This window comes from Streptomyces sp. CB02009, from assembly GCF_001905825.1.
In the GTDB taxonomy this organism is placed as follows: Bacteria; Actinomycetota; Actinomycetes; order Streptomycetales; family Streptomycetaceae; genus Streptomyces.
Genome location: NZ_LIVV01000005.1, coordinates 120,414 through 140,363, shown reverse-complemented (window position 1 = coordinate 140,363; position 19,950 = coordinate 120,414). Strand labels below are relative to the sequence as shown.

The 19,950-nt window shown below is 73.9% G+C and carries 21 protein-coding genes and 1 pseudogene; 10 read left to right on the top strand and 12 right to left on the bottom strand.

Annotated features, from left to right (window positions below):
* Positions 1–261: pseudogene (locus AMK27_RS20090) on the top strand (glycoside hydrolase family 26 protein); the annotation flags it as partial.
* 22 nt (positions 262–283) lie between these two features.
* Here the strand turns inward: AMK27_RS20090 and AMK27_RS20085 are convergent.
* The 9 genes from AMK27_RS20085 to AMK27_RS20045 are packed head-to-tail and all read right to left on the bottom strand — an operon-like array spanning position 284 to position 10,813.
* Positions 284–1,441 (bottom strand): GNAT family N-acetyltransferase, encoded by a 1,158-nt coding sequence (locus tag AMK27_RS20085; protein WP_073909974.1) that lies wholly within the window; start codon positions 1,439–1,441, stop codon positions 284–286.
* Positions 1,438–2,121, bottom strand: coding sequence for a lipopolysaccharide biosynthesis protein (locus AMK27_RS20080; RefSeq protein WP_073909970.1), 684 nt, complete (start codon positions 2,119–2,121; stop codon positions 1,438–1,440). The genes AMK27_RS20085 and AMK27_RS20080 overlap by 4 nt, the downstream gene beginning before the upstream one ends.
* Positions 2,122–2,134: 13 nt before the next feature.
* Entirely contained in the window at positions 2,135–3,268 is a 1,134-nt protein-coding gene (locus AMK27_RS20075; protein WP_073909967.1) for a glycosyltransferase, read from the bottom strand.
* Positions 3,265–4,068, bottom strand: a complete 804-nt coding sequence (locus tag AMK27_RS20070) for a polysaccharide deacetylase family protein (RefSeq protein ID WP_073911813.1) — start codon at positions 4,066–4,068, stop codon at positions 3,265–3,267. Before AMK27_RS20070 ends, AMK27_RS20075 begins: the two co-directional genes overlap by 4 nt.
* A complete protein-coding gene (locus tag AMK27_RS20065) occupies positions 3,965–5,887 on the bottom strand; it encodes a lipid II flippase MurJ (protein ID WP_241847560.1) in 1,923 nt (640 codons plus the stop codon). The genes AMK27_RS20070 and AMK27_RS20065 overlap by 104 nt, the downstream gene beginning before the upstream one ends.
* On the bottom strand, positions 5,880–7,193 hold the full coding sequence (locus tag AMK27_RS20060) for an O-antigen ligase family protein (RefSeq protein ID WP_073909964.1): 1,314 nt from the start codon (positions 7,191–7,193) through the stop codon (positions 5,880–5,882). The genes AMK27_RS20065 and AMK27_RS20060 overlap by 8 nt, the downstream gene beginning before the upstream one ends.
* Before the next feature lie 2 nt (positions 7,194–7,195).
* A complete protein-coding gene (locus AMK27_RS20055; protein WP_073909961.1) occupies positions 7,196–8,644 on the bottom strand; it encodes an exopolysaccharide biosynthesis polyprenyl glycosylphosphotransferase in 1,449 nt (482 codons plus the stop codon).
* The gene (locus AMK27_RS20050) at positions 8,641–9,774 is read right to left on the bottom strand and encodes a glycosyltransferase (protein WP_073911811.1); all 1,134 of its coding nucleotides are present in this window, start codon (positions 9,772–9,774) and stop codon (positions 8,641–8,643) included. The genes AMK27_RS20055 and AMK27_RS20050 overlap by 4 nt, the downstream gene beginning before the upstream one ends.
* Before the next feature lie 4 nt (positions 9,775–9,778).
* Positions 9,779–10,813, bottom strand: a complete 1,035-nt coding sequence (locus tag AMK27_RS20045; RefSeq protein WP_445194861.1) for a DUF3344 domain-containing protein — start codon at positions 10,811–10,813, stop codon at positions 9,779–9,781.
* A 403-nt stretch (positions 10,814–11,216) separates the two neighbouring features.
* Here AMK27_RS20045 and AMK27_RS20040 point away from each other — a divergent pair, with 403 nt between their 5' ends.
* The 6 genes from AMK27_RS20040 (at position 11,217) to AMK27_RS20015 (ending at position 15,463) form a co-directional block, all read left to right on the top strand.
* Positions 11,217–11,456 (top strand): chaplin, encoded by a 240-nt coding sequence (locus tag AMK27_RS20040; protein ID WP_073909954.1) that lies wholly within the window; start codon positions 11,217–11,219, stop codon positions 11,454–11,456.
* Between the two features lie 277 nt (positions 11,457–11,733).
* A complete protein-coding gene (locus tag AMK27_RS42375; RefSeq protein ID WP_073909951.1) occupies positions 11,734–12,564 on the top strand; it encodes a hypothetical protein in 831 nt (276 codons plus the stop codon).
* A gap of 261 nt (positions 12,565–12,825) precedes the next feature.
* Complete coding sequence (locus tag AMK27_RS20030; protein ID WP_073909948.1) at positions 12,826–13,107, top strand: hypothetical protein; 282 nt, start codon at positions 12,826–12,828, stop codon at positions 13,105–13,107.
* A 255-nt stretch (positions 13,108–13,362) separates the two neighbouring features.
* The gene (locus AMK27_RS42370) at positions 13,363–14,202 is read left to right on the top strand and encodes a hypothetical protein (RefSeq protein WP_143204870.1); all 840 of its coding nucleotides are present in this window, start codon (positions 13,363–13,365) and stop codon (positions 14,200–14,202) included.
* Positions 14,203–14,319: 117 nt separating this feature from the next.
* Positions 14,320–14,832: a hypothetical protein gene (locus AMK27_RS20020; protein ID WP_073909942.1), complete on the top strand. Its 513-nt coding sequence runs from the start codon at positions 14,320–14,322 to the stop codon at positions 14,830–14,832.
* A 355-nt stretch (positions 14,833–15,187) separates the two neighbouring features.
* The gene (locus tag AMK27_RS20015; protein WP_030324043.1) at positions 15,188–15,463 is read left to right on the top strand and encodes a chaplin; all 276 of its coding nucleotides are present in this window, start codon (positions 15,188–15,190) and stop codon (positions 15,461–15,463) included.
* 98 nt (positions 15,464–15,561) lie between these two features.
* Here AMK27_RS20015 and AMK27_RS20010 read toward each other — a convergent pair whose 3' ends face one another.
* Positions 15,562–16,428, bottom strand: a complete 867-nt coding sequence (locus AMK27_RS20010) for a tyrosinase family protein (RefSeq protein ID WP_073909939.1) — start codon at positions 16,426–16,428, stop codon at positions 15,562–15,564.
* On the bottom strand, positions 16,412–16,825 hold the full coding sequence (locus AMK27_RS20005) for a tyrosinase family oxidase copper chaperone (protein ID WP_073909935.1): 414 nt from the start codon (positions 16,823–16,825) through the stop codon (positions 16,412–16,414). Before AMK27_RS20005 ends, AMK27_RS20010 begins: the two co-directional genes overlap by 17 nt.
* Before the next feature lie 148 nt (positions 16,826–16,973).
* On the opposite strand from AMK27_RS20005, the gene AMK27_RS20000 reads away from it, so the two are divergent.
* Genes AMK27_RS20000 through AMK27_RS19990 form a run of 3 tightly spaced genes read left to right on the top strand, consistent with a single transcriptional unit; the run spans position 16,974 to position 19,173 of the window.
* A complete protein-coding gene (locus AMK27_RS20000) occupies positions 16,974–17,477 on the top strand; it encodes a DUF5949 family protein (protein WP_231072103.1) in 504 nt (167 codons plus the stop codon).
* An 18-nt stretch (positions 17,478–17,495) separates the two neighbouring features.
* Positions 17,496–18,149 carry a vitamin K epoxide reductase family protein gene (locus tag AMK27_RS19995; RefSeq protein WP_073909929.1) on the top strand — a complete coding sequence of 218 codons (654 nt, stop codon included), beginning with the start codon at positions 17,496–17,498 and terminating at the stop codon, positions 18,147–18,149.
* 1 nt (position 18,150) lies between these two features.
* Positions 18,151–19,173 carry a glycoside hydrolase family 26 protein gene (locus AMK27_RS19990; protein WP_073909925.1) on the top strand — a complete coding sequence of 341 codons (1,023 nt, stop codon included), beginning with the start codon at positions 18,151–18,153 and terminating at the stop codon, positions 19,171–19,173.
* Positions 19,174–19,214: 41 nt separating this feature from the next.
* Here AMK27_RS19990 and trhA read toward each other — a convergent pair whose 3' ends face one another.
* Complete coding sequence (trhA, locus tag AMK27_RS19985) at positions 19,215–19,916, bottom strand: PAQR family membrane homeostasis protein TrhA (RefSeq protein WP_073909921.1); 702 nt, start codon at positions 19,914–19,916, stop codon at positions 19,215–19,217.
* Positions 19,917–19,950: the final 34 nt, after the last annotated feature.

The window sequence follows — 19,950 nt, the reverse complement described above, 5'->3', positions numbered from 1 at the left end:
AAGCCTGAGCCGAAGCCCGAGCCGAAGCCGGAACCCAAGCCCGAGCCGAAGCCCGAGCCGAAGCCGGAACCGAAGCCCGAGCCGAAGCCCGAGCCCAAGCCGGAGCCTCTGCCCGAGCCCGCGCCCAGCTGCTGGACCGTGAACCTCGGTTCGTGGGTCGAGAGTTGGATCGGCGGACCTGTCTGCGTCCCGAAGGACTCCTGGAAGGACGAGGTCGACCTCGACTGGAAGGACGCGCTGGAGGGCGTCTGGCCCTTCTGACCCACCGTGGCGGCGGCGGAGATCATCCGCCGCCGCTCGGCGCGCGCCCGGTCAGCCGGCCGAGGGCGCGGCCCACCCAGGCGCGTTCCCGAGCCTGCCGGACCGCCCAGCGGCGCGCGCCCGCGGCGCCCGCGCGGAGCCAGAGCAGCGGGGCCGTACCCCGGCCGGTGAGCATGAGCCGCTGGTTGCCGACGGTCTCGGGCCGCCAGTGGTGCTTGTACGCCTCGGTGCCCCGCAGCATGCTCAGCGTGGCCCGGCCGCCCGTGCTCGTCTCCCCGGCGCCGTGCCGGAGCAGCATCGTCGCCACGTCGACCTTGCGGGCCCGCAGGGCCGGGTCGGCGCCGTACAGGTAGCCGCCGGCGAGTCGCGGCGACATCAGGGTCAGGTCGGCGGCCACCACGTCCCCGGCCAGCCGGAACTCGGTCACCATCGCGTCCCCGCGCTCCACCATCGGGCGCACGGCCCGGGCGAGGTGCTGGGCGAACCGCTCGCTGGTGTGCTCGGCGGTGACGCCCCGCCCCTGCCACTGGAGCTGGTGGAGCCTCAGGAGCCGGTCGAGGGCGGCGGGGACCTCCGTCCCGGTGACCACGTGCGTGTCGATGCCGAGGGCGTCGAGCTTGCGCAGCTTGGCACGGACCCGCTGGGCCTTCCCGGACGGGATGCGGGCGAGGAGGCCCTCCATGGGGACGGCGGGCAGTTCGAGGCAGAGCGAGTCGGGCATCCGGCGGCGGGGACCCCGCCAGTGGACGAGGACCCGTTCGCTGGCCGCCCCCGGCCGCACCTCTCGCAGGTCGACCACCGCGCCCCGGGCGGCCCGGGCGAGCACCCGGGCCAGCGCGGGCGCCGCCTCGGGACAGCCGTCGTCGAGGAGCACGTCCGTGAAGTCGGTGATCGAACCGCCGAGCTGGGTGAGGACGGGCAGCGGACCCCGGGCGCGCATCAGGGCGGCGGCGGCGACGAGTTCTCCGTCCTCCCGTCGTACGAGCACCAGCCGCAGCGCCCCTGGCCTGCCGTACGAGAGCCACCAGGAGTGCAGCCAGGCGTGGGACTGGAAGGGGGTGGCGGTGGAGCAGCGCCCGTACAGCGCCGTCCACTCGGCCGCCAGCCGCCCGAAGCTCTCCTCGTCACGGCAGATCTCCGTCCGCAGGGCCGGTCCGGTGCCCGTCGCTCTCGGACTCACACCGCCTCCGGCTGGTGCGCGGCGGCGGCCGGGGCGGGCACGGCGGCGGTGGGCGCGGTGCCGGAAGCGGCCGCCTGGCGGGAGTGCCGGGCCTCGCCGCGCGCGGCCGCGCGCTTCGGCCGGACCAGGAGGGCGAGGCCGCCGAGGAGCCCGCCCGCGCAGCCGCCGACGAGCGCGGAGAGCGGCGCGGAGGGCGAGACGGGCGCGACCGGCTTCGTCGCGCGGGAGAACTGCACGACCTTCACGCCGGTGCTGCTCGCGACGTGGGTGCTGTCGAGGATGAGCGCGCGGGCCACCCCGTCGGCCATGGACACGGCCTTCGCGGGCTTCTCCGCCTTGGCGGTGATGGAGATCATCGGCGCGTCCGGGGAGGTCGCGGCCTGTACGTTCCTGCGCAGGGTGTCGGCGGTGACCCCCGCCCACACCTGGGCGTCGCCGGTCACCGCGATGTCGGTGGCGACCCGCCCGTAGGCCTGGGCGAAGCCGAGCGCGGCGGCCGGGTCGGACTTCTCGGCAGGTACGACGATGACGTAGCTGGTCGCCGCGTACTGCGGGGCCTTCAGCGCCCCGTAGCCGCCGCCGAGGGCGGCTCCGGCGAGGACGGCTGCGGGCAGCACCGCCCAGCGGCCCGGTGTGCGCAGGCCGGCGGGGAGGAGGGGGCGGCGTGGTGTGGTGTTCATGGGACGGGTTCTCTCACTTCGCGGAGGAGGGGGTGCCGTGGACGGCCTGGTCGTAGAGGGACATCAACTGCTGTGCGCTGTGCGCGATGTCGTAGCGGCGGGCGGCGGCCGGCAGCGGGAACCTGGCCAGCCGGGCGTCGTGGATGCCGCGCAGTGCGGAGATCAGCTCGGACACGGACTCGCCGATCCGGCGGGCGCCCGGTGCCGCCGCGGGTGCCAGGTCGTCGACGGCCGGGCAGGCCACGTACAGGACGGGCAGTCCGGCGGCGAGGGCCTCGACGACGGCGAGCCCGAAGGTCTCGTCGGGAGAGGTGGACACGAAGACGTCCATGGCGGCGAGCAGTTCGGGCAGGGAGGGGCCTGGACGGTCGGCGCTCGGCGGGTCCTCGCAGGCCCCGGGGAGCAGGACCCGGTCGGCGGCGCCGCACGCGCGGGCCACCCGCAGGAGTTCCGCGCGCTGGTCGCCCTCGCCGACGAGGAGCAGCCGGACGTCCGGGAGCGCGGCCACGGCCCGGACGAGCCGCTCGAACCGCTTCCCGGGCGTGAGCCGCCCCACCCCGCCGACGACATAGGCGTCCTCGGGAAGCCCGAGGGCGTCCCGGGTGAGGCGGCGGGCGCGGGCGTCGAAGGCGAAGCGCCCGGTCTCGATGCCGTTGGGGACGATCCGGATGCGCTCCGGCGGCACCCCCCAGTCGGCGAGCCGGCGGGCGACGCTGGGGGAGACGGCGACCGTGGAGGTGCCGAGCCGCTCGGACGCGAGGTAGAGCGCCCGGGTGCCCGCCGAGAGCGGCCTGCCCTCGATCTGGGACTCGCCGAGGGAGTGCTCGGTGGCGATGACATGGCGCACGCCGGCGAGCCGGGCCGCCGTCCTGCCGTACACGCAGGCCCGGTACAGGTGGGTGTGGACCAGGTCGTAGCGGCCCTGCCGGACGATCCGGGCGAGGCGGGGGAGCGCGCCGATGTCGCGGTTGCCCGCCATGCCCAGATGGGTGACGGGGGTGCCGTCGGACGCGATGCCGGCGGCGACGGCACCGGGGTTGGTGAGCGTGACGACACCGCTCCGCACCGGCAGATGGCGGAGCAGGAGCCGCAGCTGCTGCTCGGCGCCGCCGATGCCGAGCCCGGTGATGACGTGCAGGACCTTCATGAGGCACCGACCACGGCGGGGCCGTACCGGGCGGGGACCAGGTCGGCCGGGTGGCGGCGGCGCAGCGGGTGCAGGACGCGCTTGGCGGTGAGCCGCCACGAGGTGTCGCGTTCGCCGATGTGGACCCGGGGCAGGGCGTACGTGCCGGTGTGCGGGCCCGGGTCGATCGCGCAGCCGTAGCGGTAGCCGGCTCTGCGCACGGCGTGGATCACCCGCGGGTCGACCTTCCCGTACGGGTAGCAGAAGCCGTCGACGGTGGTGCCGGTCATCTCCTCGAGGAGCGCGCGGCTCTGCCGGGTCTGGGCGGCGAGCTCCGCGTCGTCGGCCTGGGTGAGGGCCACGTGCGTCAGCCCGTGCGAGCCGATCTCCATGCCGGCCTCGGTGATCCGCCGGATGCCGTCCTCGGTGAGCAGCGGCTTGCGCGGACCCTCCGTGTCCCAGCTGTTCTCGCCGCCGAGGCGTCCCGGCAGGACGTACACCGTCGCCGTGAACCCGTGCCGGCGGAGCAGCGGCAGCGCCGAGTCGAGGAAGTCCGCGTACCCGTCGTCGAAGGTCAGGCCCACCAGCCCGTCGGCGCGCCCCGCCTCGGTGGCGGCGAGCAGTTCCCGGACCGACACCCCGCGCAGTCCCCGGTCGCTCAGCCAGTGCAGCTGCCGGGCGAAGCGCACGGGGGAGACGGTCACCCGGTACGGATCGTCAGCGGTGTCCGTGATCGAGTGGTACATCGCCACCCACGGGGGCGGCTTCATCCACAGGGGCGGCTTCGGCAGCAGACGGCTCAGCGCGGTGGCGGCGGGCATGGGGGGTCCTCCGGGAGGCGGAGCGGGGCAGGGGCGGAATCTCCGGCGCCTTGGCGGCGCAGGCGATGAAGATCAGGAAGATGCCGATGACGACCAGGCCCGCCACCGCGACGGCGAGGGCGGCGGGGCCGATCGCGAGCGAGCACAGCCAGCCGGCGCCGGTGGCCCAGGCGCCCGCGGTCGCGAGCCGGAGCAGCCCCTCGCCAAGCCGGTCGACCTGGACGGGTACGGCCTGCCGGTGCGCGCCGCGCAGCAGCAGGACCGCGGTCAGGGTGATGCCGAGGGCGTTGGCGCCGGCGATGCCGACGGCGCCCCAGTAGTGGGCGCCGGGGACTCCGGCGGCGGCCGTGGTGACGAGCCCCGCGGCCATCGCGGCGGCCGGGTACCAGAGCGGCCGCGCGGCGGAGAAGTAGCAGCGGACCAGGGCGCCCACCATCGTCTGGCCGAGCAGCCCGAGGGCGTACACCCGCATGACGGCGGCGGTGGCGACGGTGTCGGCACGGGTGAACTCGCCCCGCTCGAAGAGGAGCTCGACGATCCGGGGCGCCGCCGCGATCACCGTCGAGGCGCCGACCAGGACGACGACGGCGGCGAGCAGCAGGTCCCGCTCGACGCGGCGGCGGGCCGCCTCCGTCTCACCCGCCGCGAGCGCGCGGGCGACGACCGGGAAGCTGACCGTGCACAGCATCAGGGAGAGCATCATCGGCATCTGCGCGACCTTCTGCGCGTAGTTCAGATGCGAGATGGCGCCGGCCGGCAGCGGTGAGGCGAGGAAGCGTTCGATCAGCGTCTGGGACTGGCGGGACAGCGAGAACGCGACGACGGGCGCGATCAGACCGAGGACCAGGATGCGGCCCTCACCGGTGGAGGGAGGCGTCGGCGCCTCGGGCTCCCGTACGGCCGCCGGGCGGGCGCGCAGCTCCCGGACGAGCGAGGGGGCCTGGACGAGGACCATCAGGATCCCGCCGACGGCGACCCCGGCGGCGGCCGAGCGCACGCCCCACGGCTCGCGGAGCAGCAGGATGGTGCCGATGATGCCGGCGTTGTACGCCACGTAGATGGTGGCCGGCGGCAGGAACGAGCCGTGCGCGCGGAGCGCCGCCGAGCAGTAGCCGACCAGGGCGAAGGTCAGGACGCACGTCCCGGTCAGCCGCGTGCAGTCGATGGCGAGCCCGGGATCGGGCAGTCCGGGCGCGAGCGCCGCCACGATCAGCGGGGCGGCGGCGATCAGGACGGCGGCCACGACACCGACGGTGAGGGTGAGACGGGGGAGGGTGCCGCGCACGAGGGCGCGCACCGGGTCGCCGGGCAGGCCGCCCGAACGGCGGGCCAGGGCACGGGAGAACGCGGGCACCAGGATCAGCGCCAGCGCGTCCTCGATGAGCAGCGTCGAGGCGAACTCCGGCACGGTCCACGCCACCAGGAACGCGTCCGTCTCGGCGCCGGCCCCGAAGTATCCGGCCAGGATCTGGTCCCGTACGAGCCCGAGCAGCGCCCCGAGCGCGGTGAGCCCGGCGGTCACCGCGGCGGCCTTCGCGAGGAACCCCCCGCCCTCGGGCGCGCCGGTCCTGGCCGCCCGGCCCCGCGCGTGGGCGCGGCGGCCGGTGGGCCTGGGGGAGGGGGCGGTGCGGGGCGGCGGGGGCGTGGGCCCCGGCAGTACGACGGCCTCCGGGGGCCACGGGGAGTCCGTGGGGCCCGGAGGCGCGGTCGGCCAGGGGTCGGTCGGCGGGGCGCCGCAGGGCGGTCCGCCCGCGGGACGTGGTTCACCGGCCCGCGGGGTGTCCGTGGGCTCCGGTTCCCCGGCCCACGGGTCACGCACGCCGTACCTCCCCGAGGGCCCACCAGGCCGCGAGGCCGAGCACGACCGACATCAGGACCGTCGAGGGGCCGCCGATGTCCGCGTAGAAGAAGTCGATGAGCTGCCAGCCGAGCAGGCCCGTCGCGACGAGCGCGCAGTCCGCGCCGAGGCGGTGCCGCCGCAGCGCGCCGACGAGCAGCGCCAGCCAGCTGCCCACGAGGGCGAGCAGCCCGAGCAGGCCCTGCTCGCTGAGGACCAGGAGGTACATGTTGTGCGGGGACAGCAGCGGCTGGCGTGCGAAGGCGGCGCCCGCGCCGGCCGTGTCGCTGCCGGAGGACAGGGCGAGGGAGGCGTTCGAGTCGCGGTACTGCGGGAAGCCCTTGAGGCCGACGCCGGTGACCGGCTCCGAGGCCCACATCCGCCCCGCGGCGGCCCACATCGTGTACCGGTCCGTCACCGACTGGTCCGGCGCGGCCGTCACCTGCGTGATGCTGGCGGCCCGCTCCTTCACCATCTCCGAGCCGATGCCGAGGCCGCCGACCAGGACCACGCCGAGCGCGCCCGCCGCGAGCGCGACCAGGGCCGCACGGCGCGGCCCCGAGAGGAGCAGCTGGGCACCGCAGGCCAGCACGGTCGCGATCCAGGCGCCCCGGCTGAACGACAGCACGAGCGGCACGAACAGCAGCCCGGCGCAGACCATCGCCGCCGTCCGCGTCCGGCCCGGACCGCTGCCGAGCGCGATCCCCGTGACGACGACCAGCCCGTACGACACGACGGTCGCCATGCCCATCACGTCGGTCGGTCCGAAGGTGCCGACGGCGCGGATGTCCTCACCCATGTACGAGGCGCCGGTGCCGGTCAGGTACTGGGCGACGCCGACCGCGCCCTGGACCAGCGCGAGCCCGACCAGACCCCAGGCGACCACCGCGAAGTCCCGCCGGTCGCGGACCGTCAGGAGCACGGCCGCCGGGACGAGCACGAAGATCTGTACGTAGCGGGCGACGCCCGGCAGGCTCGCCGCCGGGTCGTTCGAGGTGATCGCGGCCAGGCAGATCCCGAGGACCGGCAGACCGAGGACGACGGCCGCCGTCCGGGTCAGCGGCCGGGCGCCGCCGCGCAGCACCCGGACGAGGCAGATCAGGACGAGCAGCCCGGAGGCGGCGTCGGCGACCGTTCCGGTGCCGCCGGTGCCGCCCTCCGCCCCGCCGCCGCCCGGGACGAGCAGCAGGGCGATCACGAGGAGGACGGGGGAGAGCGCCGCGACCCGGCGCGCCCACTCCCGGACGCCGTCGGGGGCGAGCGCCGGCACCGGCACGGCCGTGGCCATCCTCAGCTCCCCGTGGGTCGGACGAGCCCGGCCGCCGTGCGCAGCAGGATGCAGAAGTCCTGCCAGAGCGACCAGTGGTCGATGTAGTGGTTGTCGAAGCGGCAGCGGTCCTCGATCGAGGTGTCGCCGCGCAGTCCGTTCACCTGCGCCAGACCGGTCAGCCCCACCGGCATCCGGTGCCGGGCCGCATACCCCGTGTGGATCTTGCTGAACTGGGCCACGAAGTAGGGGCGTTCGGGCCGCGGCCCGACCAGGCTCATGTCCCCGCGCAGGATGTTCCACAGCTGTGGCAGCTCGTCGAGCGAGGACTTCCGCAGGAAGCTCCCCGCCGCGCTCATCCGCCGGTCGCCCGCCACGTTCCAGCGGGTCGCCGACTCGGTGTCGTCGGAGGGGCGGAGCGTACGGAACTTCAGCAGCGTGAAGTGGCGCCCGTGCTGGCCCACCCGCTCCTGCCGGAACAGCACCCCGGGGCCGTCCGACAGCCGCACTGCCAGCGCGCAGAGCAGCAGCACCGGCAGCGCGAGCGCGAGCGCCGGCGCGGCGAACGCGATGTCGAGGGCGCGCTTGGCGGTCAGCCCGCGCCGCTCGCCCAGCGGGACGAGGCGGTGCCAGGCGTACCCCCACATGTGCTCGCCCATCGGACCGGCCTGCTGCCGTCCGCCGACCCGCCACGTGGTGCAGCCGTAGTGCTGGAAGAGCGTCACCAGACCCGGCTCGTCGTCGAGGAACACCGCGTCGCGCACGGTGTTCTGGATGACGGCCCGATGGATCTCCTCGGTCGTGGTGAGCACCGGAAGCCCGGGCTCCCCGGCCGGCCTCGGCGCGCCGCCCTGCTCAGGGACGCCGACGATGCCGACCGGCCTGACCCCGTACTCGGGATGCTGGACGGCCGCCGCGGCGAACCGGCGCGCGGCCCCCGCACCGCCGATGACGAGCGCCGACCGCGGATTGGCCCGCGCGACCCGGCGGCGCCGGGCGAGCAGCAGCGCCCGGACGAGGGTCACGGCGCCGACATGGAAGCCGTACGCGGCGCAGAGCCGCAGCGGACCGATCGCCAGGGCCGGGGAGAACGCGGCGACCCCGGCCGCCGCCAGACACCAGGCGACCCCGGCGCGGGAGGCCAGCGCCGGTAGTTCGTCCAGTGCCCGGGTGTGCGCGCCGGGCCGGTAGAGCCCCGCGCGCCCGTCGAGGACCAGGACGAGCGCCACGATCGGCAGCAGCAGCCGGGCGTCGTGGTGCGCCCCGCTCAGCAGCGCGGCGGCGGACAGGACGGCCAGGCAGTCGACCGCGACGAGCGGCAGCACGCCGGACCGGGACCGCGCGGGGCGGTACGGGAGGGCGAGCCGGTCGGTCCTGCGGCGGCGCGTCGCGACGGAGGCACGGCCGAGGCTCTGGCCTGCCGCGGGCCAGGGGCCGGGGGAGGGAGGGATGCTGGTGCTTTCGGTGGTCACTGCGCAATCGGCTCTCTGTGCTCGGTGTCTCGCACTCCGGCCAGTTCGCGGTAGACCTCCGCGACGGCCGCGCCGGTGCGCCGGACATCGAATCTGCTGAGTACGTGCTCGTGGGCCTCGTGGCCCAGGCGGTGCCGGAGCTCGGGCCGGCCGAGGAGGCGGCCCAGAGCGGTGGCGAGCGCGGCCGGGTCCTCGGGCGGGACCAGGCACAGGGGTTCGTGGGCGGGCGGCAGGCTCTCGCGGGCCCCGTCGACGTCGCTGACGACGACCGGCCGGCCGGCCGCCATGGCCTCCAGGGGCGCGAGCGCCATGCCCTCCCAGCGGGACGGCAGGACGACCACGTCGGCGGCCCGGTACCAGGGGACGGTGTCGCCGACGGCTCCGGTGAAGCGCACCGAGGGACCGGCGGCGGCGCGCAGCCGGTCGCCGTCGGGGCCGTCGCCGACCAGGACGAGACGGGCCGTCGGCACCTCCGCGAGGACGGCGGGCCAGGCGGCGAGCAGCACGTCCTGGCCCTTCTGGCGGCAGAGCCGGCCCACGCAGACGACGGTGGGCGCGGGGTTGCCGGGAGGGCCCTCGGCCGCGAACCGGGCCACGTCCACACCGTTGTGGACGACGGACCAGTCGGCCGCGACCCCGGCGGCCTCGCCGGTGCGCCGCTCGGCCTCGCTGACGCAGAGGATCCGGTGGGTCCAGCGGGCGCCGAACCGCTCCCAGCGCCGGGCCAGCGCGGCGGTCGTCCCCTCGACCGCCTCGAAGGACCAGGCGTGCGGCTGGTACACCGTCGGAATCCTTCCGCGCAGGGCGAGTCGGGCGCACAGCCCGGCCTTCGCGCTGTGCGCGTGGACGAGCCCGGGGCGGACGGCCCGGATCACCCGGGCGAGGCCGCGGGTCTCGCGGACGAGTCCGGGGCCCGGATTCCGGCCGGCCCGCCAGACATGGGTGTCGGCCCCCTCGGTGCGCACGGCGGCGGCGAGGACGGTGTCCGGTGGGCAGGCGACCGAGACCCGCAGGCCGGCGGCCAGTTGGGCGCGGACGAGGTCGATGACGACACGGGCGACCCCGCCGTCACCGGGCTGGACCGCGTGCAGGACGGTGACGGACCCGGGGTCCGTGTCTCGTGAGGACAGCACGTCAGCCCCGGACGTCCGCCTGGAAGAAGAGCGCACCGAGCCAGACGGTGTCCTTCCGGCTCCCCGAGCGGACGTGGACACGGTCGGCCCCGTCGCGCAGTGCCCCCCGCAGATCGAACACGTCGGAGTCGTACCCGAGGGTGTTCACGCCGTCCGGTGTGCGGGCCGTACGACCGGTGCCGAATTCGGTGATGCTGGAGTTCATCACGTCGTCCGCGGAATTCGCGGAATCGGAGAGCCGGACGCTCTTCGACCGGCGCGTTTCCACCGCCAGGTAATCACCGGAAGTACCCCGGTCGCCGTCATAGGCGATCACTCCGAGACTGCCGTTCGTCGCCTTGCCGTAACGATGTGAGTCGAGCGGTACGCGAAGCTCGCCGGAGCGCGGCCCGACGGTTTCGAATCCGTCCCAGACCCCGATCCTGCGGAGCGGTTCCGACGCCTTCTCGTACGCGGCGACGAGCGTCCAGCCACCCCAGCCGCCGACCGCGGAGCGGCCCATGGCGACGTTGACCTGCGCGACCGTCCACTGCCCCGAACGGGACGAGCGGACCAGCTCGGTGACATCGGCGGAGGCCTGGAAGGCGTCGGCGCCGTCGGCCGTGCGGTGCCCGATCAGGGTGTCCGCGAGCAGCGCCTTGTAGGCGCCGCCGGGCTCGGCGATCAGCACCCGGCCGTTGTCCTCGGGCGGTTTCTGCTCGCCCACCCGCAGGTTGCCGCCCCAGTAGAGACGGGCCCAGCTGACCCGGGCGCCGGCGGGAACGGCGAGCTCGGCGCGGCTGGAGTTGTACGTGTTGGGGTCGCTGTCCACGTCGACGTAGGCGATCGAGGCACCGTCGTTGACCGACTCGGTGCCCTTCGCGCCCTTCGCCGACGAGTTGGCCGCACGCACCACCCCACCGTGCTGCACGGCCTCGTAGCGCGCGGCGAACGGGACGCGGGTCGCCTCCCCGGGCCGGGGGGCCGAGGCGGAGGCGACCGGCAGCGCGGCGGGCAGCGCCGCACACGACAGGGCGCACAACACGCTGCGACGCACAGCAAGAACCGCTGAATTCCGCATACAGGTTCTCCGCTTTGATGAGAGAAGGGAGGGAAGACCCGCGAAGGCCGGGAGAGGGGAAGGTGTCGTCCGCACGAAATGGGTGAACGCGCGGCGGGCCCGGAAGCAACGTTCGGGAACGTTATAACCCCGACGCGGGGCGATAGTACGCATTAGATGCCTGGAAACGCTAACTCCCGTATCCAGGAGGCAGGTTCCTCGTTGAGCGTGTTGCGCCATTCCACGCCCACTCCCCCGAATGGCCCTCCTATGGCCCAAAGATCGGTTGAACGTCACTCGTTCGGGAGAGCAACCGATGAAAAGCAGGGGCGTTGTTGAGGGAGCCGGGCCGAACAGTCCGCGCAGTCCACGTTGAATTTCGATCGAGGAGCACCTCCCCATGTCCCGTATCGCCAAGGCCGTTGTCCTGACCGTGGGTGCCGCCGCCGCGGTCGCCGGTGCCGCCGGTGCCGCCACCGCCGACGCCGGCGCCGAGGCCGCGGCCGTGAAGTCCCCCGGTGTCGGCTCCGGCAACGTCGTCCAGGTCCCGGTGCACATCCCGGTCAACCTCTGCGGCAACACCGTCAGCGTCATCGGCGCGCTGAACCCGGCCTTCGGCAACACCTGCGTCAACGCCTGATCCGGCACGCCTGATCAGTCCTTCCGAAGCCGGTGCGCCCACTCCCGACGGAGTGGGCGCACCGGCTTTCTCCTTGCGGTCATGGGGTCGGTACTCGTTCGGCGGCACCGTCGTGCGCCGGTCGGTGCAACGGCGTACGCCCCTTCCGGGGGCATGTTCGAGGCGTGGATTCACTCGAACGGAGGCGTGGCGCTCAGTAGTTCTGCGGTTGCGGAGCGCTATACCCGCAGGCACGGTGAGAGGGAAGTTGTCCGACGCATAAGGAAAAGGAACACATATGCGTCCCCTGGCCACGCGCCGCATCACCGCCCTGGCGATATCCGCCGTCATCACCCTCGGCACGGCGGGACCCGCCATCGCCGGCGAACACCATCCGACTACCGCGGCCGAACGGGCCGCCCGCGCACCCCTCCCCGATGTCGCCGCCCTGCTGGCCCAGGCCGAGGCGCTCGGAGAGCTCGGCTCGGTGACCACTCCCGTGACCGAACTCGTCACCGCCGCGCTCAAGGCCGACTCCGGTCAGCTCCCGGCGGTCGATGCCGAGGCCCTCAAGGCCGAGATCGCGGCAGCCGTCGAGGAGGCCAAGGCCACCGCGCCGGCCCCGCTGCCGGACGCACCCGTCACACCGCCGTCGACCGGCCTCCCGGTCACGCCCCCGTCGACCGATCTCCCGGTCACGCCCCCCTCGACCGATCTCCCGGTCACGCCGCCCGCGGCCGAACTCCCCGTCACGCCGCCCGTGACCCTGCCCGTCGCGGCCGACGCGAACGCGGCCTGGGCCGGGAAGGCGGCCGCCCCGGCGGACGTCGTCGACGACGCCCTCGCCACGGTCGAGAAGGCGGTCGCCGCCCTGCTCGCCGCGGTCACCTCCGGCGACGCCGGCGGAGTCGTCCCGCAGGTCACGGCGACCCTGACCTCGCTGGTCAACCTGGCCGTCTCCACGGTCCTCGGCAGTGGCCTGCCCGCTCCCGACCTGGCCGGACTGCCCGCGCTGCCCGCGCTCCCGGTCACCACGCCCGAGCTGCCCGCCGCTCCGCCGGAGCTGCCGGCCGCCCCGCCGGCCGCCGTACCCGAGCTGCCGGCCGCGCCCGCGCTGCCGGTCCGGTAGCCCCCCGCAGGCCCTCGTGCCGGTCCGGCGTCCCGCCGGGCCGGCACAGGCGCGTGCGGCGGCGGCGCGGCCCGGCCGCGGCGGTGCCCGATCGGCAAATAGCACCGCGCCGCATCGATCGGGTGCAGTGTCGAGAAATCCTTCCTTCTTGAGTTTCCGTGCGGCACGCCGTTCGTTACAGAAGCAGAACAAAGCGCACGGGATTCGGCCAAGAGGCCTGTGCGGTAAGTGACTTGAAGACTTAGAGGAAGGATTCACCCCATGAAGCCCACCAAGGTCGCCGCGGTTGTCGCCGGTTCGCTGATGGCCCTCGGCGCTGCCGCCCCCGCCATGGCCACGGAGGCGCTGACCCCCACCAGCCTGAACGGTGGCCTCGAAGCGATCGCCGCCAATGGGCTGAAGTCGGACGTCCTGAGCAGCACCACGGACGGCTCCCCGGTCAAGACCGTCACGGACACCGCGACCCAGCTGAACGAGACCACGAAGGGCGGCTCGCTGCTGGGTGGCCTCCCGGTCGGCGGCGGCCTGCCGCTCGGTGGCTGACACCGGCTCCACGCCAGGCTGACACCACCTCAGCAAGCCTGCCTCCACGGGCACTTGCGGCGGCCTCGACGCCGCCTCCTCCCACGGTCGGCTGATCGAATGATTTTCTGATCAGCTGCCGTGTGGCCCCCGTTGCACGGGGTTCGCCGACCCATACCCTCTGGCCAGTCCCGCGCGAACGTCGGCGTGGATCAGGCCGGTCGGAGCGAGGGGGGATCCTCGCCGGTCTCTCCCTTTCTCCAGAGGAAGAGCGGTATGCGGTCCATCATCAGCAGGAAAGTACTCACCGCGGCGGCAGCGACCGGCATCCTGTCGCTGAGCGGCGGATTCGCCCTGGCCGCGAGCACCCACGCCGGTACGGGCGACGGTCCGGGCCCCGGCAGCGCCGGTCATGTCCAGGCCCCGCTGCCTGCGGACGTCTGCGGAAAGAGCAGGGAACTCGGCGGTTACGTCGCCGCGGCCGTCGGTGACCTCTGCGACCAGGCGGAGGACCCCGACGGCTACGGCGACGAGCCGGGTGAACCTACGCACCCCGGCGAGCCGACTCATCCGGGTGAACCCACGCACCCGCCCACGCACCCGCCGACCCACCCGCCGACCCACCCTCCGACGAAGCCGCCGACGACGCCTCCCACGAAGCCGCCGACGACGCCTCCGACGAAGCCGCCCACGCACCCGCCGACGACGCCGCCGACCACGCATCCTCCGACGCATCCGCCGACGACGCCTCCCACGAAGCCCCCGACGAAGCCGCCGACGACGCCTCCCACGAAGCCGCCGACGACGCCGCCGACGAAGCCGCCCACGCACCCGCCCACCACGCCTCCCACGACGCACCCGCCGACCCACCCCCCGACGACGCACCCGCCGACCCACCCCGGTGAGTGCGAGGAGCCCGCGCCGGGCCAGGAGCCGGAGCCCGGCTGCGAGGAGCCCACGACGCACCCGACGACCAAGCCCCCCACCGGCCCGCCCGAGCTCCCCGAAACGGGCAGCGAGACCGCGCTCATGGGCGCGGCCGCGATCAGTGCCGCACTGATCGTCGGCGGCACCGTCGTGTACCTCCGCGGTGGCAGGGTCGCCCGTCGCCACTGAGGCCGCGCACCGGCCCGGCGTCAACCGAGGCCCTCACCTTCACCGGTGAGGGCCTCGTCCGTTGCTGCACATGGGGGAGTTCCGGAGTCGTTCCCCCGAAGGTCTCGTTGTCAGAACATGACTCTGCGCTCTCACGCCGGCATGGGACTTCTCATGACCGCGTTCGCCTCCGCCGCCCTGGCCGCCCCGGCCTCGGCCGTCGAGGCGCCGGTGATCGTGCCCCTCCAGGGGCTCGACCCGGTGCTCCCGATGGACGCCCCCACGGTGGCCACCGGCGTACCCGTCCCGATGCCCGGCGCGCCCACCGGCTTCCAGAAGGGCATCGGCTCGCTGCCCGACCTCGCCCTGCCCAGCGTGCCGCTCACCGGCACCCTCCCCGCGACGGTCGTGGACGCCCCGCTGCCCGAGGTCGTGAAGGACAGCGAGCCCGGCCGCGCGCTCTTCGCCACCCCGCACTCGGAGATGGCGGCGGCCACCCCGGGCGCCGTCGTCGGCAACCCGGTGGTCGCGCCCGACGGCGACGGTCTCGGGGGCCTTCCCGAGCTGGCGAAGCCCCGGGTCGGCATGCTGCCCCCGATGGTGAGCGGCACGCTGGACTCCCAGCTGGGTCTGGCGCCCGAGGCGCGCTGACGCGGCGGCGCGGCGAGCCCCTTCGCGGTGCGGTGTGCGAAAGGCCGTTCCCCTGCGCCCGCGCCCTTTTCGTTCTTCTGTGCGATCGGCGTCCCCGTGGGTGAAGACACGATTCTTCCCCGCCACCGAAAGGGCTTTCGTTCGTTGCAAGAAGAGGCTTGTCGCATGGCCGCGGTCCGTGGACCGAGGCCGTCCCGCCGTATCCGGCGGCGGACGGTTCTCGGTCCGCGGACCATTTTTCGGTTTTCCTTCCTCCCTTTCGGCCCAACGGCCGTGACCCGGTCCGTGGTACGACGTTGAACCGGACTGACGGCCGTGATTCCTGCGGTCGCTTTCCACGTCCAAGGAGTTCTTGATGTCTCGCATCGCGAAGGCTGCCGCTGTTCTCGCCGGCACGGGTGCCGTTGCCCTCAGCGGAGCCGGCCTGGCCGTCGCCGACTCGGGCGCCGAGGCCGTCGCCGCCCACTCGCCCGGTGTCGCCTCCGGCAACGTCGTCCAGGTCCCGGTCCACGTCCCGGTCAACCTCTGCGGCAACACCGTCAACGTCATCGGCCTGCTGAACCCGGCGTTCGGCAACACCTGCATCAACGCCGACGGCCACGACAACGGTGACGGCGGCTACGGCGGCTGATCCCCCGTGACGACCGTGTCCCCCCGATCCGGCCGGGTCGGGGGGACACGTGCGTGCGGGGCGGGGAGCCTCCGGAGGGGCCGCCCCCTCCCGGGCCCTCAGGCGTACCGGTAGATCCGGCTGTGGTCGAACATCGACGCCGGTGTCACTCCCCAGGGCGCCATCGGCTCGTGCCGGGCGACGACCTTGCGGTACTGCGCGTCCCCGAGCGGCGGCGGTTCCGCGGGGAGGTAGGCGGCCCCCGGGTTGCGCTGCTGCCAGCGCGACCAGACGAGGTCGACGAACGCGTGGTGCAGCCAGAACACCGGGTCGTTCACGGAGCCGCCGCCGAGCATCAGGCCGCTGACCCAGCGGTGCACCCGGTTGTGGATGCGGAACCGTTCGTTGCCCCGGCCCGGTGCCCAGCCCTCCAGGCGGTTGCGGAAGCCGGAGGCGCTCGTCGAGTTCCAGGGCGTCACGTCGTACACCCGCTCCCGCATCACCTCGTCGAGCTGGGCCTGCGTCGGCAGCGCGATCGGGTCGCGGGGGCGGCCGAAGTCCCTGGTCAGGAAGCGCTCGTCGGTCATCGACTGGGTGATCGTCCAGCGTCCGGCGGAGTGCGCGAAGGGGCCGGTCATCACCTGGAGGTCGGCCCGGCGGCCGTTGCCGCCCAGGAAGTCCTCGCCCCAGAGCGAGGACGCCGGACTGTTGTCGCGGGTCCAGTCCCAGTACGGGACGGAGACCGTCGGGTCGATCCGGCGCAGGGCCGTCTCGAACTCCAGCAGGAACTTGCGGTGCCAGGGCAGGAAGCTCGGCGTCATGTGGGCGACCCGGAGCCGGCCCTCCCCGTCGGCCGTGTAGTGGTCGATGTGGGTGCGGACGAGGCGGTCGTACGCCCCCGTCCGCTTGAGCTCCAGGACGGCGGCGACGAACTTCCGGCGCTCGGCGCCGGTCAGGTCGCGCTGGTTCTTACGCGTGTACACCACGCGGGCTCCCTCCCGTCGGGTCGGTGTGGACGCCATGGGCGGCGGCGAGCGGGGAGAGCCGGGCGGTGCCCAGCTCGTCCACGGCCGCGCGGACGGCCGCCAGCGGCGTCGGGCAGGACTCGTAGTGGTCGATCGGGGTGACGAAACCGCCGTCGGCGCAGCGCATCAGATGCAGCGGCCGGCCGTCGACGAGGGCCACCGGCCCGCCCTCGGGGCCGGAGAAGCCCAGGAGGTGACGGCCCCCGTACATCTCGTCGAAGGCGTGCGGGTCGCGCGCCCTCTCCGCGGGCGCTCCGGAGGGCGGGCGGGTCGTGACGCGCCCGAGGGCGCCCCCCGTGAAAGCGGTGACGGCCAGCGCGAAGAGGGACCGCAGGACGAGACGGCGCGGGACGATCATGAGTGATCTCCTCGGGGTCGGGGGAGCCCTCTGGGCACAACGATGAAAACCCGGGTTCGTTGCGCCGGAAATGCCAGCGGCGTGAATGTCGGCCGATCGGGTGAATTCGGCGCGGGGAAAGGGTGGTTGGAGCACTAGCATCCGATTCATGACCACTTCCAACGTCGTTTCCTCGGCGCGCAGCGCCTCTCCGCTGGGAACTCTCACGGTGATTCCGTGGGCCAGCGAGCCCTCCGCCGACGCGCCCGGTACGCCGTTTCTCATGGCGTATTCGCTCGGCGACGGCCGGGACGGGCCGGAGGCGGGTCAGCAGGCCATGCGGACCGCCCTGGAGGCCATGGGGCTCTCCGTCGGCGACCGGCTCTTCGACCTGGACAAGGACGCCGGGATCACCGCCTCGCTGCTCGTCGAGGGTGGCTCCGCCGTCCTCAACCTGCCGTTCCTGAAGGTCCAGTGCCCGGTTCCCGACGAGTGGCAGGAGGCGGCCCGCGAGCGTGGCCAGGTCTACCTGATCTGCTCCGTGCGGCCCTGGCCCGAGGCGGTCCCCGGCCAGCCGGTCGACGAGGCGCGCCTGCGGGCGTTCGTCTCCGACGAGGAGATGCTCAAGGAGAGCGCCCACGTCCTGATGCCCGTCCGGCGTCTGCAGGGCTGAGCGGGAAGGGGTCGCGCCATGGCGACGGTCAACGTACGGGGCGGGGTGCCGGAGCAGCGGCAGGAGCGGGAGGAGTCCGCGCGGGAGACCGCGGGGACGATCGGCGGGAGCCGGGCCCTCGCCTGGATGCTGATGATCACCGGGGCGGCGGGCGTGCTGGCCGGCTGGGTGATCACGATCGACAAGTTCAAGCTGCTCGAGGACCCGGGGTTCCAGCCCGGGTGCAGCCTGAACCCGGTCGTGTCCTGCGGCAACATCATGAAGAGCGAGCAGGCGGCGGTCTTCGGCTTCCCCAACCCGATGCTCGGCCTCGTCACGTACGCCGTCGTCGTCGCCCTCGGCGCGGGGCTCCTCGCCGGGGCCCGCTACCGGGGCTGGCTCTGGCTCGGTCTCAACGCCGGCATGCTCTTCGGCGTCGGCTTCTGCACCTGGCTGATGTACCAGTCGCTGTACGAGATCAACTCGCTCTGCCTGTGGTGCTGCCTGGCCTGGGTCGCGACCATCGTCATGTTCTGGTACGTCACCGCGCACAACGTCCGGCACGGGGTGATCCCCGCCCCGGCGGGTGTCCGGACCTTCCTCGGCGAGTTCACCTTCGCCCTGCCCGTCCTGCACATCGGGATCATCGGGATGCTGATCCTGACCCGCTGGTGGGAATTCTGGACGAGCTGACGTGAGCCGTCACCTCCCCGGGCCGCGGGCCGCACTCGTCGTGCTGCTCGCGGCCGTTCTCGTGCTCCTGCTGCCCTACGACCGGATCGCCCCCGGCGACCGGCACACCGGCACCAGGGCCGAGCCCGAGCCGGACCCGGCGCCGCTGCCCGGGGTGCCGTCCGGGTTCTTCACCGGCTCCGACGAGGCCGGTGTGCGCAGGATCGCCCAGGCGCAGGCCTGGCTCGGCGGCGAGTCGCTGACCGTCGGGCACACCTATCTGCCGGGCGACCGCTGGTCCAACATCGAGGGCCACCCGGCCCTCTTCGGGCCCTGGGCGCGCTGGAAGGAGGCGCGGCCGGGGCGGCTCTTCGTGCTCAACGTGCCGATGATGGACCGCAGCGAGGCGGGGCTGCCGGACACCGAGGTGCGGGCCGGGCTGCGGAGCGGCGCCGCCGGGGCCTTCGACGGGCACTTCCGGACGCTGGGCGAGCGGCTGGTGGACCACGGGCTCGGAGACGCGGTCCTGGTGCTCGGCTGGGAGATGAACGGCACGACGTACAGCCATCGCTGCGGTCCGGACCCTGAGGCCTGGAAGGCGTACTGGCGGCGGGTGGTCGAGGTGCTGCGGGGGGTGGCGGGGCAGCGGTTCCGCTTCGACTTCACGCCGAGCCGGGGGCGGGACGCCGTGGAGTGGCCGCGCTGCTACCCGGGGGACGACGTCGTCGACATCATCGGGATGGACGCGTACGACCAGCCCGCGGGGCTCTCCTTCGAGGACCAGGTGGCCGAGGAGTACGGGCTCGCCCACCATGTGCGGTTCGCGGCGGCGCACGGCAAGCCGGTCTCGTACCCGGAGTGGGGGCTCTTCCGGAACGGCGACAACCCGGCGTACGTGCGGGGGATGCTGGACTGGTTCGCGGCCCACCGGCCGGTCTACCAGACGGTCACCGACTACTGCCCGCACGGGGTGTGGGGGTGCGCCGGCAACCCGGAGTCGGCGCGGGTGGTGCGGAACGCGCTGGGCGGGCCGGCCGGTCCCTGAGGGAGCCGGCCCGCGTTCGCGGGTGTCCTGCCGGTGTCCGGTCAGGCGTGCTGGTAGGCCACCAGGGAGATGCCGACGTAGTGGACGATGAAGGCGGCCAGCGTCAGCGAGTGGAAGACCTCGTGGAAGCCGAACCAGCGCGGTGAGGGGTTCGGGCGCTTGATGCCGTAGATGACGCCGCCCGCGCTGTAGAGCAGTCCGCCGACGATGACGAGGACGAGGACGGCGATGCCGCCCGCGCGCATGAAGTCGGGCAGGAAGAACACGGCGGCCCAGCCCATGGCGATGTAGCAGGGCGTGTACAGCCAGCGAGGGGCGCCGACCCAGAAGACCCGGAAGGCGATGCCGGCGAGGGCCGCCGCCCAGACCGCCCACATGAGCGGCCGGCCCGTGGAGTCGGGGAGCAGCAGCAGGGTGAGCGGGGTGTAGGTGCCCGCGATGATCAGGAAGATGTTGGCGTGGTCGAGGCGCCGGAGCACGGCCTCGCCGCGCGGGCCCCAGTCGCCGCGGTGGTACAGCGCGCTGATGCCGAAGAGCAGGCAGGCGGTGAGGACGTAGATCCCGCAGGCGATGCGGGCGCGGGGCGAGTCGGAGAGGGCGACCAGGACCAGGCCGGCGACGATCACGGCGGGGAACATGCCCGCGTGCAGCCACCCTCGGAGCCGGGGTTTCAGCGGGAGCGACGGGGTCTGCCCGATCGGATCCGGCTCGATCGGGGGCACGTCCGGCGTGGCTGCAGTCATGAACGGAATCGTACCTACGGCCCCGTAGGTCCTG

Coding starts and splice junctions, on each gene's coding strand:
- AMK27_RS20080 (WP_073909970.1), bottom strand. CDS start 2,121: ATGAACACCACACCACGCCGCCCCCTCCTCCCCGCCGGCCTGCGCACA.
- AMK27_RS20075 (WP_073909967.1), bottom strand. CDS start 3,268: ATGAAGGTCCTGCACGTCATCACCGGGCTCGGCATCGGCGGCGCCGAG.
- AMK27_RS20070 (WP_073911813.1), bottom strand. CDS start 4,068: ATGCCCGCCGCCACCGCGCTGAGCCGTCTGCTGCCGAAGCCGCCCCTG.
- AMK27_RS20060 (WP_073909964.1), bottom strand. CDS start 7,193: ATGGCCACGGCCGTGCCGGTGCCGGCGCTCGCCCCCGACGGCGTCCGG.
- AMK27_RS20040 (WP_073909954.1), top strand. CDS start 11,217: ATGTCCCGTATCGCCAAGGCCGTTGTCCTGACCGTGGGTGCCGCCGCC.
- AMK27_RS42375 (WP_073909951.1), top strand. CDS start 11,734: ATGCGTCCCCTGGCCACGCGCCGCATCACCGCCCTGGCGATATCCGCC.
- AMK27_RS20030 (WP_073909948.1), top strand. CDS start 12,826: ATGAAGCCCACCAAGGTCGCCGCGGTTGTCGCCGGTTCGCTGATGGCC.
- AMK27_RS42370 (WP_143204870.1), top strand. CDS start 13,363: ATGCGGTCCATCATCAGCAGGAAAGTACTCACCGCGGCGGCAGCGACC.
- AMK27_RS20020 (WP_073909942.1), top strand. CDS start 14,320: ATGACTCTGCGCTCTCACGCCGGCATGGGACTTCTCATGACCGCGTTC.
- AMK27_RS20015 (WP_030324043.1), top strand. CDS start 15,188: ATGTCTCGCATCGCGAAGGCTGCCGCTGTTCTCGCCGGCACGGGTGCC.
- AMK27_RS20005 (WP_073909935.1), bottom strand. CDS start 16,825: ATGATCGTCCCGCGCCGTCTCGTCCTGCGGTCCCTCTTCGCGCTGGCC.
- AMK27_RS20000 (WP_231072103.1), top strand. CDS start 16,974: ATGACCACTTCCAACGTCGTTTCCTCGGCGCGCAGCGCCTCTCCGCTG.
- AMK27_RS19995 (WP_073909929.1), top strand. CDS start 17,496: ATGGCGACGGTCAACGTACGGGGCGGGGTGCCGGAGCAGCGGCAGGAG.
- trhA (WP_073909921.1), bottom strand. CDS start 19,916: ATGACTGCAGCCACGCCGGACGTGCCCCCGATCGAGCCGGATCCGATC.